The following is a 21,168-nucleotide window of genomic DNA, read 5'->3' on the forward strand; positions in this document are numbered from 1 at the left end:
TTACAAGTCTATTGAGTGATGATATTTTCATGATTAGCTAATTTTACATTCCTCAACAACCACAGATACGAGTCTTCCAGTAGAGGAGAAGTATGTACGGCATTGGGAACCGGTTGGGTCTCCGACAGACACCTGACTTTGATATTCTCTCCGTTCCGGATATGATGTACCAATAACAGGTCGGAAGGCAATTTTACAAATTCCCGGGCCGGAATTTCGAAAGTCCATGTCACATCTTTAGCAATTTCCACCATTTCGGAAGGAGTTCCGTGATATTTCAACGACCCTTTGTTGATAACACCCACCTGGTTACAGGAACTGGCGATATCCTCGATAATGTGGGTAGAGAAAATAACGATCCGGTTGCGCGACAATTCTACCAAAAGATTTCTGAAACGGATTCTTTCCCGGGGGTCCAATCCGGCAGTCGGTTCATCGACAACCAGAATGCGGGGCAGGTTCAGCAAAGTCTGTGCAATTCCGATCCGTTGTTTCATACCTCCTGAGAAACCTCCGATCTTTTTATCTTTGTTTTCATACATATGAACCGCTTCGAGCACTTCTGTGATCCGTTTGCTCCGGGTTTTGGGATTATAAATTCCTTTCAGGAGAGCCTGATATTCCAAAAACTCCCAGGAGGTCAGGTTTTCGTAAGTACCGAATTCCTGAGGCAGATAACCGATCAATCCCTGCAATTCTTCCCGTTTTTTCTGGGTATCGATGCCATTGATGAATATTTTTCCATAGCTCTGCTCGAATATGCCGCAGATGATACGCATAAGGGTGGTTTTACCTGCACCGTTAGGTCCTAACAAACCGAACATACCGGTATGGATCTCCATAGAGACGGCGTTCAAGGCTTTGAACGGTTTTTTCTTGTATCCGATCATCGGAATTTTTGTGGCGATCTTATATACTCCTTTTTTCAATTCCCTGAACCGACCGTCGATCATATCGATGTTGATATTGTATTTATGGATCCGCTCCGATAAATAGCGGGCAACTATAGCGACATACCAAAGGAGACCGAGTAAAATAGCCATGCCGGAATCCGAGAATTTTATAGAAGCCCATATGAGCGTAAACAAGGGCGAAAAGTAATAAATGAAGATTCCGCATACCCGTATACACCAGCTCAAGCTTTTGATTTCATGAGCTTTAAAATATTCACCTCCGATGGCAATCAATTTTGTCAGCAACATCCAGGTGCAGACGGCAAAAATGATGGCCCAGAAGGTCAATGTTTGATAGAAATAGGTGAAATAAATCAGGAAGCCGGTGATAGGTAACATCCATACCAAAGGTTTTAAATCCGACCATTGCCGGTATTCTTCCTTTAATCCCAGCCGTTCCCGTACACGTTGGCCGGATTGCCATTCCCGTTGAAATTCATTGGGACGGCCGTAGATCTTCACCAGATTACGGATTGAAATATGGATTTCCTGATCCGGAGGGATAATCCGGCTGTTGGCCTGACGCAGACTAGTCTCCATAAACCAGGTGGCTGCCGGTATCAGTATAATGGCTCCGACAAAGTAACCCAATTGCCATATCAGCGAGTCGGTTATCATCACTATGCCGATGACTGCCAGGATCAAAAGGGTGAGTTGAATAATCTTCAGGGTTAAACTCTGGGTACGCAGCCGATGAAGTGCTTCTTCCAAACCGGAATATAGGGTGGGGATAATCACCAGGGTCAATAATGTACTCATGGTCAATCCTCCGATCACCGTGATGGCGAAAGGAGCTCCGAGTCCTGATACAAATTCTCCTTGTCCCATGGCTAACGGGAACATGGCCACGATGGTGGTGATGGCTGTGATCAGGATAGGACGTACCCTCGAGATTCCGGCGATGATGAGGGCTCGCGGTTTACGGTTACCCTGTCGCCGCAATTGCGAAGTGTAGTCGATCAGGATGATACTGTTGTTGACGACGATACCGATCAGGATAATGACACCGATCAATACATTGGCATTCATCAACGAATTGCTGGTAAACAATAAGGCCAGTAAGGAACCGATGGCAGCCAGGGGAATAGCGAACATCAATACGATCGGGGCTGTAAGTGATTCGAAAACAGACGCCAGGATCATGTAAATGATCACAAAAGCAGCCAGAATCAGAAAAGTGAATTCGCTGGTTTCGTCCTCTTCATGTACCACCTCGACAGCGATGCCGGTAGGAATATCGGTATTCTGCACCAGTTCGTCTATCTCTGTCCTTGCGGCTTCCAGAATATTCTTCGATTCGTTTACATCGGAATTGAACCGGTAGTTCACCGTGATTTCTTTATCCTGGTTGACCCGGTTTATGTTTCCTTGTCCCCGGGTAAGGTTGATATTACTGAAGCTACGTAATTCGGTAAGGGAATTATTCGTGTTGGTGACTTGCATATTGCGCAAGTCTTCCAGCGTACGTACCGGATCCTGGTTTTCTTCTTCTTTTTTCTCGGCTAGCCGTTTGTCTTTGATGATGATATCGTACTCCTGATCTCCCGCTTTGTATTTGATCGAAGTCGTATTTTGGGGGGCGAAATTATTGAGCTCGGTGACGACATTATTCGGAGTTACATCATTGATTCCCATCAGATATTGGTCGAACATGATCCTGGCTTCGGGTTTTCCCCGGGATGAACTGACCGATGAATAGCTGATATTGTCCAATTCTTCCAATTGGAATTTGAGCAACTCGGCCAGGTTAGCCATTTTTTCGAAATCCTGGCCCTTGATGACAATTTTTTCCGTTTGGGTACCCATACCCATTTTTTTCATCAGTTGGTCGGCACCTCCCATGAGTGAACTGCCACCACCCCGGAAGTTCTCGCTGCTCTCGATAGCTTCGAGGCTGATATCGCTGACTCTTAACCCATCAGAGAGGGATAGAATCGTACTCTTGAGTTCGTTCAGTGTTTTTTTGTTGATCTTTTCGAAGTCCTCTTTTAGTTTGATGGTGACACTGGCATCCGTGGAATAGATCTTTGTACTGTATTGTTCGATTTCCTGGATATCGTTCAAGCGTTCTTCATAAGCTTTTATTGTTTCGTCTGTCCGGTTGAGGGTATTCCCATTGGGGAAAGTCATATAGACATTGAACGTATCGGCTTCGATTTCTTTTAACGTATTCATGGTCAGTGTCAAAGATAAAGCTACCGTGACGATCAATACCAATATCGCAGTAAATACGACTGCTGCCGGTTTGCGCAGGCACATTTTCAGTAAAGCGATATAAATCTGTACCGGCCGGCTATGAATCGATAATGTACTGAAATTTACCCGGTCGCCCTGGCCTTTCATGAATTGATTGACGGCCATAGGGATCAGTAGCAAAGCCACGACCAACGACAGGATAAGAGTCGTGATGATCGACACGCCGATATGTTCACCGATCAGCTTCAGGATAAAATCGTCTGAAAACAGGAAAGGAAGAAATACAGTGATCGTAGTCAGAGTGGCGGCGATAACCGCTTTGGCCACCTCCTGAGTGCCCCTTACCGCTGCTTCCTGACTATTGACTCCGATCGCACGCAACCGGAAGATATTCTCCATGACGACGACCGAATTATCCAACAACATGCCCACAGCGAGGGCTATACCCGTTAAAGTCAGTGTATTGATACTGATACCGAAAAAGTAAAAGAAATAAAAAGCAGAGAATACCGAAATGGGGATTGCCACGGCAATGAAAGTGACGATCTTGAAGTTTCGCAAAAACAGGTAGAGAATGAAAATAGCCAGAATCGCTCCGGTCAAACCCAGATTGATGATGGTGTTGATGTTTTCACTCATCGTTTCGGCTGTGTCCGTATCGACTTTGATAGAAACTCCTTTGGTAGCCAGTTCTTCATTCAACTGGGCGATTTCTTCCCGTACCCGCTGTGAAAGATCGATGATATTGACCAGCGGAGATTTGGAAATAACACAGGTGATAACTTCTTTCCCATTCACCCGCGAATAGGATTCTTCTTCTTTAATGCCGAAATTGATGTCGGCGATGTCTTTCAACAATACCGGACCTTCGGATACAACGATGTTTCCCAGGTCTTCTGTCGCGAGATATTCTGCCGTAACGTTGACAAAAAAACGTTTGTTATCCTGAAATACCGAACCGGCGAAGGTCTTTTCAGACATATTCTTGCCGATCAGTGAGCTGACTTGTGATGCGGTGATATTGAGCGCTTTGCATTTTTCATCGTCGAGAAGGATTTCGATGCTCTTCTGACGTCCGCCCATGACCGTGACCGAGGCTATTCCATCCGTACTTTCAAGGATGGGAGCAATGTCGATATCGGTGATATTCCGGACATAATCGACATCGTCGTCTCCCAGAATCTGTAGAGTCATAAACTGATCACTGGCCATTCCGCTACCGGCTTTATTGACCTGGATGGTGAAGTCTTCCGGAATACTTTTGGTGATCGCTTTGATTTTTTCTTCCAGCTTCAGGTAAGCATATTTGACATTTGTATTTTTGGTAAAGGAAACAGTGATACGGGCGTTCCTATTGGAAATCAATGTCGTTATATCCTCGACGCCTTCCAAGCCGCTGATTACGCCTTCTACCGGAATAGCTGCCTGACTCTCAATGTACTTCGGATCCAGCTCGGTCTTGGTGGAAATAGTTACATTCAGGGAGGGGAACTCCGCATCCGGATATAATTCCATCAGTAAGTACCTGTACGAAAACAACCCCATCATGGTCAAACCGATGAAGATCATCGAAATCAGTACTTTACGATTTATTAGTTTGTTCATTTTTTCTTATTTAGAATCAAAAATGTCAAAAGCTCGAAAATGCCTTTCAAATCTTCTCTACGTTTTTGACTTTTTTGTCAAAAATGTAGTAAACACACGGGATCACTACTAATGTCATCAGGGTAGAAGTGAACAGACCGCCGATCACCGCCAAAGCCATAGGGGATCGCAGTGAAGCACCCTCTCCGAATCCGAAACACATCGGCAATAAAGCCAGGATAGTAGTCAGACTGGTCATGATGATCGGGCGGATACGCTGTTGGGCGGCTCCTTTTATGGCCTCTGTCAGAGCGAATCCTTCTGCCTTGAGCCTGTTGGCTGCATCTACCAGTAAGATGGAGTTGTTGACAGCTATACCTGCCAGCATGATGATACCGATAAAAGCCATCATATTCAAAGAGGCTCCGGCTAGCAAAAATGCGTAAATACAGCCTACTCCGGCCAACGGGATCGTCAGCAAGATGGTAAACGGATGACGCAAGGATTCGAATTGAGAAGCCATCACCATATATACCAATACGATAGATAGTATCAGAGCAAAGGACAAACCTTGAAACGATTCGGCCCGTTTCTCTTCTTCTCCGGTAATTTGTGCTGAATATTTAGCAGGGAATTGGATATCTTTCAACTGTGCTTTGATTTCCGGAGTGACACTGCCTAATGTATAGCCCTTTTCGAGCATTGCGGTGACTTTACCGATCCGGTTTTGGTTGCTGCGGTTGATTTCTTTCGGAGCTGTCGTAATCGAAACCTCTGCAATCTCACCCAGACGATATTTCTTTTCTCCTTGTACGATTTCAACATTTTGCAATTCATCGAGCGATACTTCCGGTACTTTGATTTCGATATCGATCGGTTCACCTTCGGATTCGAAATTGCTGGCCGTCTTCCCGTTCAGCTTTTCTTTTATCTGACTGGCCACCGAAGCGATATCTACCCCGTAAATCCCGCTTTTCAACCGGTCGATAGAGATGTTGACTTCCGGAGCTCCTTGTTCCATAGAAGTTTTGATATCGTAGAGTCCGGGGATAGAGGCTATTTTCTCCTTCACCTCCGTGCTGAGTTCGTCGATCATTTCCAGTTCCTCCCCTTTAATCTCGATAATTACAGGAGCTCCTTCCGTTCCGAGGATGCTTTGTAAGGCAGATTGTTCCTTTTCGAACGATATTTCCACGCCCTCGGGAATCGTGTAATTATGACTCAGATTACTGATAATATAATCTGCATCGGCTTTGGCTTTGTTTTTCAATTTGACTTTTACCTCTGCCTGATTTTCGCCTTCGAGTTTCCCGCTAGTCGTTTGGCTTTCGGTTGTTGTCGAAGGTCCAACCTGAGTAAAAATCCATTCCAGATCGTCTCCTGCCAACTCTATAATCATATTTTCGATGGTAGCGGCCGCATTATCCGTGCTTTGCAGACGGGTTCCCGGTTCCAGAGTGATGTAAGTCGAAAATTCCCGGGAATCTGCTTTAGGCATAAATTCTTTATCGATCAACGGGAGCAGCAGGTAACTTCCGATCATGACCACTAACGCGGCCAGGACGACAGCGTACCGGTGTTTCAAAAGTTTACCGACAAACTGACCGTATCCTTTGATTTTTAAAGAAGCCTGATTTTTGGCAGGTGCTTTCACATATTGTGAAGCTAACATCGGGATTAACAATACCGCAACAAAAAGAGAAGACAATAGAGAGAACGAAACGGTCCAGGCCTGTTCTTTAAAAAGTTCTCCGGCAGCTCCCTGGATGTAAACGATAGGTAAGAATACCACTATGGTCGTGAGGGTTGAAGACGTGATAGCCCCTGAAACTTCCGAAGCTCCTTTGATAGCCGCTTCCTTGGGGGAAAGGCCGTTTTCCAGATTCCGGAAAATATTCTCCATGACGACAATGGCATTATCGATCAACATACCGGCTCCCAGGGCTAATCCCCCCAGTGTCATGATATTGATCGTCAATCCGTTGAAGTACATCAAATTGAACGTAGCGATGATGGACACCGGAATAGAAACACTGACGATCAAGGTTGTATTGATGCGGCGCAGGAAAACGTACAATACCAGCATGGCCAATAAAATACCCATAACGGCAGAATCCTTGACCTCCCCGATCGAAGCTCCGATAAAATCTCCCTGGTTACTGATGACGTGAAATTCATAACCGGGCATACTTTTCTGCAATTCTTCCAGTTTGGCAGTGATATTTTCAACTGCCTTCACTGTATTGTATTTATTCTCTTTGTAGACACTGATACTCAGACTACGTTCGGCATCGTAGCGCACCAGATTTTCAGGATCTTTATTTTTTAGTTCGATTTTGGCAACATCTTTCAGGTATACCGGAGCTTTCACGGTAGAGCTGTTCCCCGACTCGGTGTCGGTACTACCGGGGGTTTTGAAAGCAACGATAATATTCCCGATGTCTTCCAGGTCTTTTAATAAATTCACCCCTTTTACCGTATATTGGATGTCGTCGTTTACAATGGTACCTCCCGAAACATTCCGGTTCATACTTTCTATTTTCGACGCGATCGTTTCGGCAGTCAGGTTGAAAGCTTCCAGCATATAAGAGTCGGTTTTGACCTCCACAAAAGCATTTTCCTGGCCGTTGAGTCGGATATCGGCCACACCTTCCAGTCTGACCAGTTCGCTCCGCATATAGTTTTCTGCTATTTTCCGGAGTTCGTTCATATCCTTGATTTCTTTATGGCTCATGGAAATGATCATGACCGGCGTGGCATTGGCATCGTAGCGGGAAACATTCAGGGAAGTGATTTCTTCGTCCTGAGCGATTTGAGACATGCTGCGTTGCAAATCCAAAAAGGCGGCATCCATATCCTGATCCCAGTCGTATTCCACCGTAATCGTGGCTCCTCCTACCTTACTGCTGCTACTGACGTCTTTCACACCTTCCTGGCGTGCTGCCATAGCTTCTATTTTTTCTACAAACTGTTTTTCGATCTCTTCAGGTGGACGCTCACCGGCTTGCAAATCGATATATAAAGCCGGATTTTTTAAATCGGGAAATAAATCTGTTCCCAATTTATTGTATGATATGATTCCTAGCAGACATACCCCCAGTGTGATCATTAATACACTGACCGGGTATTTTACTGCAAATTTTGTAATTCCCATAATTTAATCGTTTACCAATTTGGACGTTTACCGACAAAGAATTTTTCAGACTGTCGTGAATACAGTTACTTCATCACTTTTACTTTGCTCCGGTTACGTAACCATTCGTAACCTTTCACGACGATCTTGTCCCCGGTTTCGAGTCCTTTTTCTACTTCGATGTATTTATCGTCACTGATACCGGTATGGATGACTTTTTCTTCGGCACTGTTTCTGTCGACCGTATATACTAATTTACCTCCCCGGCGGTTTTTAATGATATCTTTGGGAATAGAGATGACAGAGTCTTTCCGTACTGTGACGATATCTGCTTTGGCGAACATACCCGGACGAAGTTTTAAATCCGGGTTATCGATTTCGATATACCCCGAGAAGGTACGGGTTTCTTCGTTGATGGCCGGAGATAACTGAGTCAGTATGCCTCTTAAAGTATCCGATTTGATATTGTAATTGGTGATATGTACTTGCTGTCCGATTCTCAGTTTGGTCAATGTGTTTTCAGGGAATTGGGTTTCTACATACATTTTACTATAATCCATCAGGCCGACCATCACACTACCGGAAGCGACTTCTACCCCCGGAGTATAGTAGGGAAGATTGACGATAACTCCTTTGAACGGAGCTTTGATACTCAGTTTTTCTAAAGTGATATAACCGTTTTCCAAGGCTAACTTCGCATTGATATAAGAGTTTTCAGCGTTGTTTACGTCTTTTTCGGTTGCTCCGCCTTTCTCGAGCAGGATTTTCTGACCTTCCCATTCCTTCTCGGTGATCTGGATTTGTAATTTCTTACTTTCCAACTGCACGTTGTTTTCATATTCCTTATTTTCCAGACGGATGATGACGGCTCCGGCTTCGGCGATGTCACCCAGCTGATAAGGACGACCGGTTTTCGGATTTTTCTGTAAGTAGTAAGCTCCGTTGGTTTCCGATTTTATTTCTATCGTTTTAGCTGCCTTTGCTGTTCCGGTTGTTGTAATATATTCCTCAATGTTTCTGAGTTGTACGTCCTCGACCCATACTGGGGTAGTGGCTTCAGAAGAGTTATTTCCCTGATTGTTATTACAGGAAAACGACATGAATCCTAACATAACAGCTCCCAGGATTTTAAAATTCTTATTCATGATTATCGTGATTTTACTTGTTAACGGACTTATAGGGTTATTTTTATTTCAATAGATCTACCGGTAAATAACTTTTGTGGGTTTCAAAATCCCAAAGGGTTTGGATTTTCAGGTTCAAGAGCTCGATTTTGTAGCTGATAATAGCGCTCGTATAATCTTGTTTAGCAGTAGTCAACTGGTTTTGGAACTGTTGTAAGTCCATACCGGTCAGATTACCGTTGCGATATTTTTCCAGATTGATTTCATAGGTACGTTCTGCATTTTCAATGCTTTTCTTTTTGATTTCGATTTGACGGATCAGCGTCGGCAGGTTACGGCAAATCTGGCGGACATCGATGACAATCTCTTTTTTCTGTTCTTCGAGGCTGATTTCGTCCGATTCCATAGCCAGTTGGCTGGATTTTACTTTTGCCTTTTTAGCCCCCCAATCGAAGATCGGAATGGTGAGGGTTACGCCAACCTCTTCGTTGTCGGTGGGCTTGTCGTACATATTTTTTACTTTTCCAGCCAGGGCATCCATACCTACCCGGACACTTAAATCACCTTTGAATTCGCTTTCTGCTTTTGTCCGGATAATCGAAAATACATCCTGTTCTAGGGTAATCTGTTTTTGGCGGATTTCCATGCGTTGATCCAGGGCGTATTTAACTGCATCGTTAATATTGACATCGACTGTCGGAATATTATTGTCGAACAGTATCGCGATATCTTCATCCAGCGACATTCCCAGTAAAAGCTTGAAATTGTCTTTCGCATTTTCAAAACTGATCTCTTTCGAATATACAGTGGATTCACTGTTCGCCAGATTGACTTCCGCCTGATAAAGTTCTTCTTTGGCTAACAGCCCGGCTTCGACCTTATTTTTGATGATATCGTAGTTTTGTTTCTGGTTGTTGTATTCATCCCGGGAGATGTTCAGATCCTTTTGTTTTTGATATACATCGTAAAATTGGCTGGTGACGTTTTTTTCGATACTTAATTGTTGGAGGGCATAACTGATTTTGGCATTTTCGAGTGCATATTCCAGTTCTTTGAGCTGCATCTTTGTCCTGTTATAAGTGAACAAAGGCTGCGAAATACGTAAAGACAGATTATGGTTGAAGGAGGTATTGTTGCCACCGGAAGTCCTGTTGGAAGCGTCCTGCCAGGAAAAGTCATTATATAGAGAGATGGTTCCGTCTGTCCATTTTATGGGTTGCGTGATACCGAATGAAGCCGATGACATTTTGGTCTCGTTGGCATACCATTTACTGTTGAAATTATCGTATTGGTTGTTACGGGTATACCTGAAAGGAGTGACATCCAATGAAAATTGTGATTTCAGGGAAGCATCCTGAGCTTTTAGATTCAATTGACGTTGCTCGAGGCTGAGTTTGCTTTGAATCAGTGAAGGACTGTGTTCGAAAGCCGTGTTCAATGCTTTTTCGAGTGTAAGTACTTCCTGTGCATGCGCACTATATAACCCGCTGAGGGTTAAAAGACCGAGGACCAAAGTTTGTTTAAGCATATTGTCTGCGTTTTATCGGGTTATTCGTTTATTATTCTTCTGTGGCTGTAAATTTAACGGCGTCTGCAATGACGTAATCTCCGGAAACTTTATCTGTCAAAGTGATGATGACTTCTCCTTGAGGTAGATAGAAATTCCCGATCGAAACCCATCCTTCGGTTTCTTCATCCAGGTCCAGTGTCACCGATTCTTTCTCTTTATCGTATTGGATGGTATAAGTCTGATTACGTTCCTCTTTGTGACGACCGCGGCGTCTGTCCATAAAAAACATTCTGCCCGACATTTTTGCATTCCAGATGGACACCTCGTAGTAACCGTCTTTAGGGATTTCCGTTTTCCATTCTACGGCATTGGCCCCACTGCCTTTATTTTTATAAACCGCAGAGTTTATCGTTTCACCGTAGCAATAGTCGGCGGCTATGGCCGTCCATTGGGAAGGCATCCACCAGGGCATAAAATTCTTATACTTTTCGTCATCTTTTTTCTTGAAAAGATCCTTCAGTTTATGCCGGTTATTCGAGGCGATCGTCCTGAATCCCGGATCCTCATTGTCGATAATGATTTCATTCGGATTCGGCTTGAAGACATCCGGGTTTATCGGATAAATTCCCGAAGTAGTATCGCTGATCGTATTGTCGATTTTAGAAAAATTGAAATTATGCGATGTCGGTAGATTGTGTGAAATATTGGTATTTATCGAAATATTGGCCGGACGCTCGTCACTGATAATCTTGATTTCCCGGGCTTCTCCGGCCGGAATAATGTAATTTTTTTTCTCCGTTTCAAAACTCATACCGCCTCCCCGCCGCATACCGCCTCCTCCGCCTTGCATGACTTCCGTACTGATGATAGCATCTATGTCGGAGGGATTATTGACCTTGAATTTAATTTGGTATTTGGTAAACTCATCCAACACAATTTGATTGGCATCCACATCCTTGATATAGATGGTCGGGGTATGGGAGGCCGTATACCAGGTGTCGATAAAATCGGACAACCGAATCCCGAACCTCTTCTCTATTTCGTATCGGAGTGTATCGAACGGTATATTCTGGAACTGACGGCTAGTAAAAAATGCCTTTAGGAATTTATTGAAATCTTCCTGTGTGATCTGGGAAGTGATATAGTTATTCAATGCTGCACTTTTCAATTTCAGCAATTCATAGAAAATTTCCGGCTTCAGTTCGGTATCTCCGATCGCTGTCTCGAAACTATGTGATTCCAGATAGAGGTTGGCTCGCTGTTTGTCGTTGATGATACCTCCCCAGAAACGGAAGCCCTGATCGGAAGAAGTATTCATCATGTTGTTGACTGCGATGTCGATTACCGGATATTCGGGAGAGCTGATGTAGTTCGTATGTCCGAACAACATCGGAGTGATATTGGATTTATTGATCAGTTTATTGTCCGGATTCCAGCCATTTTGGCTGTTTTCGGAGGTTAAAGAGCTCACGAAACGATTGAAGAGGGAAATATTTTGTTCCGTCTCGTCCATAGGGCCCCCATGCCGTCCCCATTCATTCATCCGTCTTCTTTCTGCCTCAAAATCCTGGCCTAGAGAAATTCCTCGTTCCGGGACGAAGAGGATTTCAGGCATGACATATTCGGTATAACCTTTCCAGTTACGGGCATAAGTGGCAAATTGTACCGGGGTTTCGGCTAAGACAAATTTTCCGAAAGGATAATCCCGGTCTTTCTCTATTTCCAGGCTGTTTTTTACTTCCCGAATGACTCCGGGCAAGGTATCGGATAAGGGTTCGAAGTATTTTGAAAAATAATCGTGGCCTTTAAAGTAATAGATCTCGTAATCCGTGGAATCTACCCGTAAAGCCTTTTTATCATAATCGGCGATGGTTAGACTGATTCCGGGCAAAGCGGAGGTATTCGTAAAGGTGATGACCGAACCGTCGATCTTACTTTTGCCTTGTGACAAAACGGTCTTGTCGCCTTCATAATGAACGGTAAGTGTATAGTCTGTGAAATTCTTCCTGACATTGTACGGAGCTCCCGGGTTAACGGGGGCGATGGTTACCGGATACCAGATACATTCGGGAGTCAATAGGGTAAAGGTATTACTCAGCCATGCATAACGTTTACCGAAACGCCAGAATACCTGCGGGACTTTAGTATCCAGGTAATCTTCTGTCAGGACATCGGTATAACAAATATTTTCACTGATTTTCCCTTCATAGTTGATCGTCAACGTAAGCTCGTCTTGCTGCTGGATGGGTTGATCTATTTCGATAACCTGGTGATCTCTTCGGAAGGGCAGGTTTTTCCCGGCCATTTCAACAGAGGTAACCGTTAGCTCCGGATTAAGGTAAAAAATAATTTTATCCAGAGGCTTTGCATTGTTATTGGCTACTTTTACCGTACTCTTTCCTGCTAGTCTGTGTCCTTGAGGAGTAACCGAAATATCGTTGACCAGCAAGTCGACATGCGGGACATCTGCATATTTATCGAATGTCATGATGTACTGATGACGGAGATCGAGCTGATGATTATAATGCAGGATGTATAACAATCCTCCGAGACAGGCTGCCAATAGAAATAGTGAGCTAAAAGTATATACGACAGCTATTTTCCACGGTTTGTGAGGCAGACGTTTCACCAAAGCGATGGTCATGCTGATCAGGCCGATTCCTGCCAGTAGATAAGAAAACCGCTGGAGTAAAAAAAGCCGGAGATCGGCATGTCCCGTGACATCTGAAAATATGGCCGGGATATTTACTCCGAAGAAATCGAATACCCCATATAACGTATCGGTCAGGTAAAAGAAAACAGTGCCGATAATTCCCAGCATTACGATGAAAGTGACCGCCTGATTTTTAAGGATGCACATGGCCGTAAAGGATAAACCCAGGACAAACAACAGGGAAGGTACCGAAATCGTCAATAAATAGAATAGATATGGAAACAGATCGAACGGAGATTTATTGATCAGTATGTTTAAAAAAGCCGTAAATAATAAGGTGATAATGTTCAGTGTAATGAAAACCTTTACAATACCCCAGGTCTTACCGACAATATAGTCGGCATTACTCATCGGCCGGACATAGATGACTTCGGCGGTATCGAGTTTTTTGTCTCTTTTCAGGAAGCTGCCGGCCAGAAATACGACGATGACCGATTGAGCGATATTATAAAAATAAGTGTTACAGAATGGCATCAGTGAAGAAACGGCGATTCTCGGCCAAAGATTATCCATCCGGTTGACGATACCGGTTTGATAACCCAACATAATGGCAGAGATGAATAGCAGCGCGAGTATGGCAAAAATACGAAACAACCAGCTTCGTTTCACCAGTTTTACTTCGTATCGGGCAATAACATTTATATGGTTTAAATTCATATCAAAACATTAATACATTATTAATTAAATAGGTCTCCACCGATTTTTTCGCTATACATTTCCATTTTATCCTTTAGCAGATAGTCCATAAAATAGACGTAAGCATGTTCGATATTGGGGATAATGGCTTTGCCGTCGAAACCTTCCAATTTTTCGGTTACGATTTGGATCTCCCAGCCTCCTTCCGAAGGAATAGTAGAAATGATCGGATATTTTTCCTTGATTTGCTGCAATTCAGGGTCGGTAACGAAGATTTCCCATACTTTCCCCTGGGCTAATTCAATCATATCGTCCGGAGAACCTTCGAATTTCAATTCTCCCTTGTTCAGTAAGGCCAGTTTTTTGCAGGTGCTGGATATATCCCCCACAATGTGAGTGGATAAGATAATGATGACATCTTTATCACTGACTTCCGAAAGGATATTTCTGAACCGGATTCGTTCTTCCGGGTCCAGACCTGTCGTCGGTTCATCGACGATGATGACTTTCGGATTACCGATGATCGCCTGTGCAATCCCAAGACGTCTTTTCATACCACCCGACAACCGGTTAGCCCAACGGTCCCTGACTTCATACAAACCGACCTTTCTCAGCATCTCATCGACGATTTCCGACCTTTTCCGGGTGCCTTTTATTCCCGCCAGTCCTGCCCCGTAGTCTAGAAATTCCCAGGTTTTTAGTTTTTCGAAAAAACGGAAATCCTGAGGTAGATAGCCTAAAACAGAACGAATAGCCTTACGATCGCGCAAAATATCGTAATCATCGAAAAAAATAGTACCTGAAGAGGGATTTTGCAAAAGAGTCATAATCCGCATCAACGTCGTTTTACCTGCTCCGTTAGGCCCCAGTAAACCGAACATGCCGGGTTCTATATTCAGGTTCAAGCCGTTTAACGCCTTATGACCATCCGGGTAAACCTTGGTCAAATCTTGGATTTTGATATTCATATTCCTGTTTTTAAAGCTCTACTTGCAAATCTTGACGATAAATATAATAAAAGATGTTAACTTTGTACTGCAATATTCTCATTTTATAAAATATTTAAAATATTTCTTTCCAATCAGACGGGGAAATAACATTTTTTTTAACAACACTCTGAACTTTAAGACAATTTCTCAACTTCAAAGTTTATTTCTTTTTTTAATTTGACCAAATATTATAGACGAAGGGTATTTTTCTATCGACTGTTGGGGAAATATCGGGAATGTTCAGGCAAAAACTTCCCGGATAACCTGTATACTTTTAATATTGAAATTGATATTCAGATGGATGCTGTAAAAAAGCAGGATAACATCCAATAGAATATTGCGCGATTGCCGGTTGAGAGGAATGGCTTTTATTTCGGCCAGAGGACAAGTACATAGCTGGTAAATGATTTTAGCGGTATTCGGTCCCGAAATATACGGAGTGGCCGGATCGGAAGGATAAAAGCTCCCGTCGTTGATATTGAAAACGTAATTCTCCTGCCATGAAGAAGTGTTGATCCGAAAACCGATAAAACCGGCCAGACGATAGAGAAAATAAAGGTTAAAGTTTCCGATGTCGTTATGGGTCGAGTTCAGGTATTCGATGGAATGGGTCAGGTAATCGAACAGCTCTTCATTTTTCCCTTCATTTTTTAAAATCAGGTTCAGAATTTCTCCCCACAACAAAAGGATATTCATCTTGAAAATATCGAAATATAACTCGGGCAGGTTGATGATCGGAGAGATTTGACGGAGTTTGTGCAAATCGCTCTTTTCATTCTCGAAAAATTCGATCTCGCTGATTTGCAGGAGATGGACAGTTTTGGTTTTTCTTTTGAATACGACAGAAGGGGATATCATGGACAGATACCCCTTTTCTTTCGTATAGATTCGGATAATTTTCTGAGTTTCCGAGTAAGGGCTGGTTTTTAATATGATTCCCTGAACAATTTCCATTTTTGAGTTTTCACTTGTTGTGTTGCTCTTTCAAAAATGCGATTAATTGCTGAATAGCTCTTCCCCGATGGCTGATTTTATTTTTTTCGTCTATAGGCATTTCAGCAAAACTGAGGTCGAACCCTTCGGGTTGAAAAATCGGGTCATATCCGAAACCGGCTTCTCCTTGTTGGGCGGTTAATATTTTGCCGTCTACCCTTCCTTCGAACAGCTGCTCTTCTTTTCCTTGAATTAAAGCGATAACCGTACGGAAACAAGCTTTCCGATCGGATATCCCCTCCATTTCGCGAAGTACTTTCTTCATGTTTTCGACAGAATCTTTTGCAGGACCGGCATAGCGGGCAGAATATACACCGGGACGCTTATCCAGTGCTTCGATTTCAAGCCCCGTATCATCCGCAAAACAGTCGTACCCGTAATGTTCTTTGATGTATCGGGCTTTTTGCAAGGCATTTTCTTCCAGAGTGTCGTGATCTTCCGGGATATCCTCCTGGCAACCGATTTCCGCAAGCGAGCCGATTTCGGCTTCGCCTTCTAATAAATGGCTGATCTCTTCCAGCTTATGCTTGTTGTTCGTTGCAAATACTAATTTCATAGAGCGATAACAATTGATTCGTTTGTCGACGCAAAAATAGGTTTATTTTTATAGCTTTGCAGGTATAAAATGATAATTTTGGACGAAAAAGATGAAAAGAGGAATTGTCGTAAAATCGACCGGTAGTTGGTATTGGGTAAGATTGGAGGAAGGGAATATGGTGCAGTGCCGTATTCGGGGGAAATTCCGGATGGAAGGAATCCGAACGACCAATCCGTTAGCTGTCGGAGATGAGGTGGAATTGGAAGAAGGAAGTGAAGGCTATGTTATTACGGCAATAGGAAAGAGACGTAATTATATTATCCGTAGATCGACGAATTTGTCCAAAGAGTCGCATATTATTGCAGCAAATGTCGATTTGGCTTTGTTGGTGGTGACTGTTAATCATCCGGTGACTTCTACCGTATTTATCGATCGTTTTTTGGTAACCGCAGAAGCTTATAATATTCCTGCTGTACTGGTTTTTAATAAAACGGATCTGTATGATGCCGAAGATCAGGCAATGTTAGGGGGATTGACGGTGATTTACCGTAAAATCGGGTATCCTTGTTATGCCGTATCGGCGGAAACCGGTGAACACGTCGATGAAATCCGGAGTTTACTGAAAGACAAGATCACCGTGCTTTCCGGCTTGTCGGGAGTGGGGAAATCTTCTTTAGTCAATTGCATTGAGCCTGGCTTGGACCTGAAAACTGCAGGAATTTCGGATGCCCACGATTCGGGGAAGCATACCACCACTTTTGCTGAAATGTTTCCATTGAAACAGGGCGGTTTCATTATCGATACTCCGGGATTACGAAGTTTTGGAATTATCGATTTGAAAAAAGAGGAGTTGTCGCATTTTTTCCCGGAAATATTCGCGAAGTCCGGAGAATGCCGCTTTTATAATTGCACCCATACCCATGAACCCGGTTGTGCTGTGTTGGAAGCTGTGGAGCAAGACGAAATCAGTGAGAGCCGTTATGTGAGCTATCTGAGTATGATGGAAGAAAGCGGGAAATATAGATAATGTATTTTCGAACGGTTCGACGATCAGGCGAAGACAGAAATAAAGACAGTTAAAACACCAGTATTGAAGAAGTTAATTTAGTTAACTCTGTCTTTTTTTTTAGCCTTTCGTTTTTTGTTTCTAGTTTTTGTATTATCTTTGCGCCGTTTTACGTCAAGGCTTGTGGATAGATTGAGAGAATATAAGATAGCATTCAGAGGATTAGGAGAGGGAAAACACTCTTTTGAGTTCATCATGGATGAGGGATTCTTCGATTGTTTTGAAGCAACGAAAGGAACCCGGGGAGAAGTCAAAGCTACCGTCCTGATCGTGAAGAGTTCACTTTTAATGGAAGTACGTATAACGATCGAAGGAATGGTAAAAGCAACCTGCGACAGATGTTTAGGAGAAGTAAATCTTCCGGTGTCCGGTGTTATGAATTTGTATGTAAAACAAAACGGACGAGAAGAAGGGAACGAAGATGATTATATAATATTGTCGCCGGAGGATGACTATTTGGATGTAAGTTCGTATCTTTATGAAACTTATATGTTGAATTACCCGATGCGGGTAGTGCATCCCGAAGGAGAATGCGACGAAGATATGCAGGAAGTGTTGCATGAATATGTGATAGAAGAAGATGATAAACCAATAGATCCGAGATGGAATGAATTGAAAAAATTAATTAATAACTAAATAAATAATAAAGAAATGGCACATCCGAAACATCGAACCTCAAAACAGAGAAGAAATAAGAGAAGAACGCATGATGCGATTACGGTAACCGCTATTGCTAAGTGTTCTAACTGTGGTGCTGCTGTACAGTATCATACAGTATGTCCTGAATGTGGATATTACAGAGGAAAGTTGGCTATTGAGAAAGCAGTAGTAGCATAATCTTGACACGAAAAGGATTGTTTTAGAATCATACACAGCCAGCCTCCTAAGCCCTAGGGGGCTATGGTTGTTTATATAATTCATGAAACTTACCCTTGCGTGTGCGGGGGTAATCTCTGATTTAAATTTATAGTTATGCAAACGAATAGGCTGAGAGCCATAATAACCGGAGTAGGGGCATATTATCCCGACTATATCCTCGACAATGAGGAATTGAGCCAGATGGTGGATACCTCTGATGAATGGATCATGACCCGGGTAGGGATCAAAGAAAGACGAATTTTAAAAGATCCGACGAAAGGAAGTGCCTGGCTGGGTGCACAAGCCGTAAAAGATCTGTTCGAGAAAACCGGAACCAAACCGGAAGAAGTAGATTTGTTGATTTGTGCCACAGTGACACCGGATATGCATTTCCCTGCTAATGCGCAGATTATTGCCGATATGGTTGGAGTGAAGAATGCTTTCGGATTTGATTTGAATGCAGGTTGTTCCGGATTCCTTTTTGGCTTGGTTACTGCTACTCAGTATGTAGAAAGTGGTAGATATAAAAAAGTGGTATTTGTCGGATGTGAGAAAATGTCCGTGATCACCGATTATACGGATCGTAAGACTTGTCCGTTGTTTGGTGATGCTGCTGCAGCTGTATTGCTCGAACCGACAGCAGAAGAGCTTGGTGTGATGGATCACATCCTGCGCTCGGATGGTATGGGACGCGACCATTTGTATATGAAAGCCGGTGGATCGCTGAATCCTCCTTCCATAGAAACGGTTACTAACCGTGAACATTTTATTTTTCAGGATGGCCAGTTCGTATTTAAACATGCCGTAACGAAAATGGCCGATACCGCAGCAGAAATTATGGAAAAAAATCACCTGACCGCCGACGATATCGCATGGTTGGTGCCCCATCAGGCAAATCTGCGTATTATCTCTGCTACCGGCGATCGTATGGGACTCGATCCTTCTAAAGTTATGGTGAATATCCAGAAATACGGAAATACCACTTCTGCAACGATTCCATTGTGCCTGTACGAATGGGAAAATCAGTTACACAAGGGAGATAATCTGATTCTCGCAGCGTTCGGTGCGGGATTTACCTGGGGAGCTATCTGGCTGAAATGGGCTTACGATCCCAAGAAGTAAAGTTGGAAAAAGGATATGGAAAACCGGTTTGAATTTTCAAGCCGGTTTTTTTATAGCCAAAGAAGTTTATAAAGTCCATAATTAAAACCTTTTAATGCCGGCAGTTGATCGGACGAAGTGTAGACTTAACTCCTGTACCCCTTGTAACTACAGAAAAAACGAATTTTTGGGGGAGCTAAAAAAAGCCGTGTAAGTCGCTTTTATATTTCAATTACTTGTTATATCTTCGATGTGAATTTATAGTTTATGAATCAGGAACGTTTTGATATTGAATATGAGGGGAACCGGATACTGGAAAATACCAGAATTGACGGTAATTTGAAGACCGATAAGAGTGTATACCTGGATGGTATGATTCAAGGAAATGTACATGCCGGAAAACTGGTGATCATAAACAAAGGGGGGAAGGTCGACGGAGATGTGGATTGCGATGAATTATATATCAACGGCACTATTACAGGTAATGTATGTGTGGCCTGTAAAACTGTTATGGGAGGAGATGCTGTGATCGAAGGTGGCTTGATTACAGATACACTCGAAATAACGCTTGGTGCAACCATCAGGAAAGGATTGAAATTAAAAAAGCGTCGAAATAAATTAAGGTGATTATTATGGGTAAAGAGAATCCTGGAAATGCTGTCAATTTGTTGTGCGAAGGTACGGTTATTGTAGGGGATATAAAAACAAAGAACGATATCCGGATCGACGGAATCATAAAAGGTAAGATCATTACTTCAGGGAGATTAGTGGTTGGTAATACGGCCAAGATTGAAGGCAACATCGATTGCTGCAATGTAGACGTATTGGGGGTTGTACTTGGTGATATACAAGCTTCCGGGACGGTTTCACTGAAATCGTCCGCCAAAGTGATTGGAAATATTGTTTCATCTGTACTCTCGATCGAACCGGGAGTGATATTCAATGGCAATTGCCAAATGACAAAAAAAGAGGGGCGTGAACCGGCTAAAGAATAATTGAATGAATGTTTTAATTTTGATTCCGGCGCGTTATGCATCGACTCGTTTTCCGGGTAAACCTTTGGCTGAGATCGGTGGTAAACCGATGATCCAGCATGTGGTAGAAAAAGCACAGTTGGTTTCACAAGACGCTTTTGTCGCAACGGACGATCAGCGGATATACGACCGGGTTGTAGGGTTCGGAGGAAAAGTAGTGATGACTTCTGCCGACCACAAGAGCGGAACCGACCGTTGTTGCGAAGCCTACCGGCATATTGTGGCTGATTACCGAAAAACTTATGATGTTGTTGTCAACATACAGGGAGACGAACCCTTTATTCAACCCGATCAGGTACGTGCTTTGATCGCTTGTTTTGAAGATCCCCGGATTCAGATCGCTACCTTGGCAAAACAATTCGACACGAATGCGGATATTTTCGATCCCAATAAGGTTAAGGTGGTATGTTCGTCTCTGCAGACCGCTCTTTATTTTTCCCGTTCTGCCATTCCTTATTGCCGGGGAAAAGAGCAAGGAGAATGGAGTGCTGTGATTCCTTTTTACAAACATGTGGGCATGTATGCTTACCGGCCTGAAGTATTACGAGAGATTACAGCTTTGCCTCAGGGAAAACTGGAAAAGGCAGAATCTCTGGAACAATTGCGTTGGCTTGAGAACGGTTATAAGATTGCGGTAAGGTTCACCGATCACGAATCGGTAGGAATCGATACGCCCGAGGATTTGGAGAGAGCGAGAAAGATCAGTGAAACCTCTGATCTCTGGTCTGCGAAATACTGAT

The 21,168-nt window shown here is 43.2% G+C and carries 15 protein-coding genes; 7 read left to right on the forward strand and 8 right to left on the reverse strand.

Annotated features, from left to right (window positions below; translation table 11 throughout):
- Positions 1-8 precede the first annotated feature (8 nt).
- The 8 genes from WS34_RS01135 to WS34_RS01170 all read right to left on the reverse strand — a co-directional run bounded on the left by WS34_RS01135 (position 9) and on the right by WS34_RS01170 (position 16,387).
- Positions 9-4,754: an efflux RND transporter permease subunit gene (locus WS34_RS01135; RefSeq protein WP_046402578.1), complete on the reverse strand. Its 4,746-nt coding sequence runs from the start codon at positions 4,752-4,754 to the stop codon at positions 9-11.
- A 46-nt stretch (positions 4,755-4,800) separates the two neighbouring features.
- The gene (locus WS34_RS01140) at positions 4,801-7,887 is read right to left on the reverse strand and encodes an efflux RND transporter permease subunit (RefSeq protein WP_046402580.1); all 3,087 of its coding nucleotides are present in this window, start codon (positions 7,885-7,887) and stop codon (positions 4,801-4,803) included.
- Between the two features lie 65 nt (positions 7,888-7,952).
- On the reverse strand, positions 7,953-9,011 hold the full coding sequence (locus WS34_RS01145) for an efflux RND transporter periplasmic adaptor subunit (RefSeq protein WP_046402582.1): 1,059 nt from the start codon (positions 9,009-9,011) through the stop codon (positions 7,953-7,955).
- Between the two features lie 43 nt (positions 9,012-9,054).
- On the reverse strand, positions 9,055-10,518 hold the full coding sequence (locus WS34_RS01150) for a TolC family protein (RefSeq protein WP_022159284.1): 1,464 nt from the start codon (positions 10,516-10,518) through the stop codon (positions 9,055-9,057).
- Positions 10,519-10,549: 31 nt separating this feature from the next.
- Positions 10,550-13,870, reverse strand: coding sequence for a golvesin C-terminal-like domain-containing protein (locus tag WS34_RS01155; RefSeq protein ID WP_046402586.1), 3,321 nt, complete (start codon positions 13,868-13,870; stop codon positions 10,550-10,552).
- Positions 13,871-13,890: 20 nt separating this feature from the next.
- Positions 13,891-14,817, reverse strand: a complete 927-nt coding sequence (locus tag WS34_RS01160) for an ABC transporter ATP-binding protein (protein WP_046402587.1) — start codon at positions 14,815-14,817, stop codon at positions 13,891-13,893.
- A 261-nt stretch (positions 14,818-15,078) separates the two neighbouring features.
- On the reverse strand, positions 15,079-15,792 hold the full coding sequence (recO, locus tag WS34_RS01165) for a DNA repair protein RecO (protein WP_022159287.1): 714 nt from the start codon (positions 15,790-15,792) through the stop codon (positions 15,079-15,081).
- Between the two features lie 10 nt (positions 15,793-15,802).
- Positions 15,803-16,387 carry a non-canonical purine NTP diphosphatase gene (locus tag WS34_RS01170; protein ID WP_046402590.1) on the reverse strand — a complete coding sequence of 195 codons (585 nt, stop codon included), beginning with the start codon at positions 16,385-16,387 and terminating at the stop codon, positions 15,803-15,805.
- 91 nt (positions 16,388-16,478) lie between these two features.
- Here WS34_RS01170 and rsgA point away from each other — a divergent pair, with 91 nt between their 5' ends.
- The 7 genes from rsgA (at position 16,479) to kdsB (ending at position 21,167) form a co-directional block, all read left to right on the forward strand.
- Positions 16,479-17,396 carry a ribosome small subunit-dependent GTPase A gene (gene rsgA, locus WS34_RS01175; protein WP_013612696.1) on the forward strand — a complete coding sequence of 306 codons (918 nt, stop codon included), beginning with the start codon at positions 16,479-16,481 and terminating at the stop codon, positions 17,394-17,396.
- A 162-nt stretch (positions 17,397-17,558) separates the two neighbouring features.
- Positions 17,559-18,071, forward strand: a complete 513-nt coding sequence (locus WS34_RS01180) for a YceD family protein (protein WP_013612695.1) — start codon at positions 17,559-17,561, stop codon at positions 18,069-18,071.
- A 15-nt stretch (positions 18,072-18,086) separates the two neighbouring features.
- Positions 18,087-18,272, forward strand: a complete 186-nt coding sequence (rpmF, locus tag WS34_RS15325; RefSeq protein WP_013612694.1) for a 50S ribosomal protein L32 — start codon at positions 18,087-18,089, stop codon at positions 18,270-18,272.
- Between the two features lie 135 nt (positions 18,273-18,407).
- The gene (locus WS34_RS01185; RefSeq protein WP_013612693.1) at positions 18,408-19,415 is read left to right on the forward strand and encodes a beta-ketoacyl-ACP synthase III; all 1,008 of its coding nucleotides are present in this window, start codon (positions 18,408-18,410) and stop codon (positions 19,413-19,415) included.
- Positions 19,416-19,661: 246 nt separating this feature from the next.
- The gene (locus WS34_RS15330; protein ID WP_013612692.1) at positions 19,662-20,021 is read left to right on the forward strand and encodes a bactofilin family protein; all 360 of its coding nucleotides are present in this window, start codon (positions 19,662-19,664) and stop codon (positions 20,019-20,021) included.
- A gap of 5 nt (positions 20,022-20,026) precedes the next feature.
- Positions 20,027-20,389, forward strand: coding sequence for a bactofilin family protein (locus tag WS34_RS01195; protein WP_013612691.1), 363 nt, complete (start codon positions 20,027-20,029; stop codon positions 20,387-20,389).
- A gap of 4 nt (positions 20,390-20,393) precedes the next feature.
- Positions 20,394-21,167, forward strand: coding sequence for a 3-deoxy-manno-octulosonate cytidylyltransferase (kdsB, locus tag WS34_RS01200; protein WP_013612690.1), 774 nt, complete (start codon positions 20,394-20,396; stop codon positions 21,165-21,167).
- The last annotated feature ends 1 nt before the right edge of the window (position 21,168 follow it).

The sequence above is a fragment of the Odoribacter sp. N15.MGS-14 genome (assembly GCF_000980245.1).
Classification (GTDB): Bacteria; Bacteroidota; Bacteroidia; order Bacteroidales; family Marinifilaceae; genus Odoribacter; species Odoribacter splanchnicus.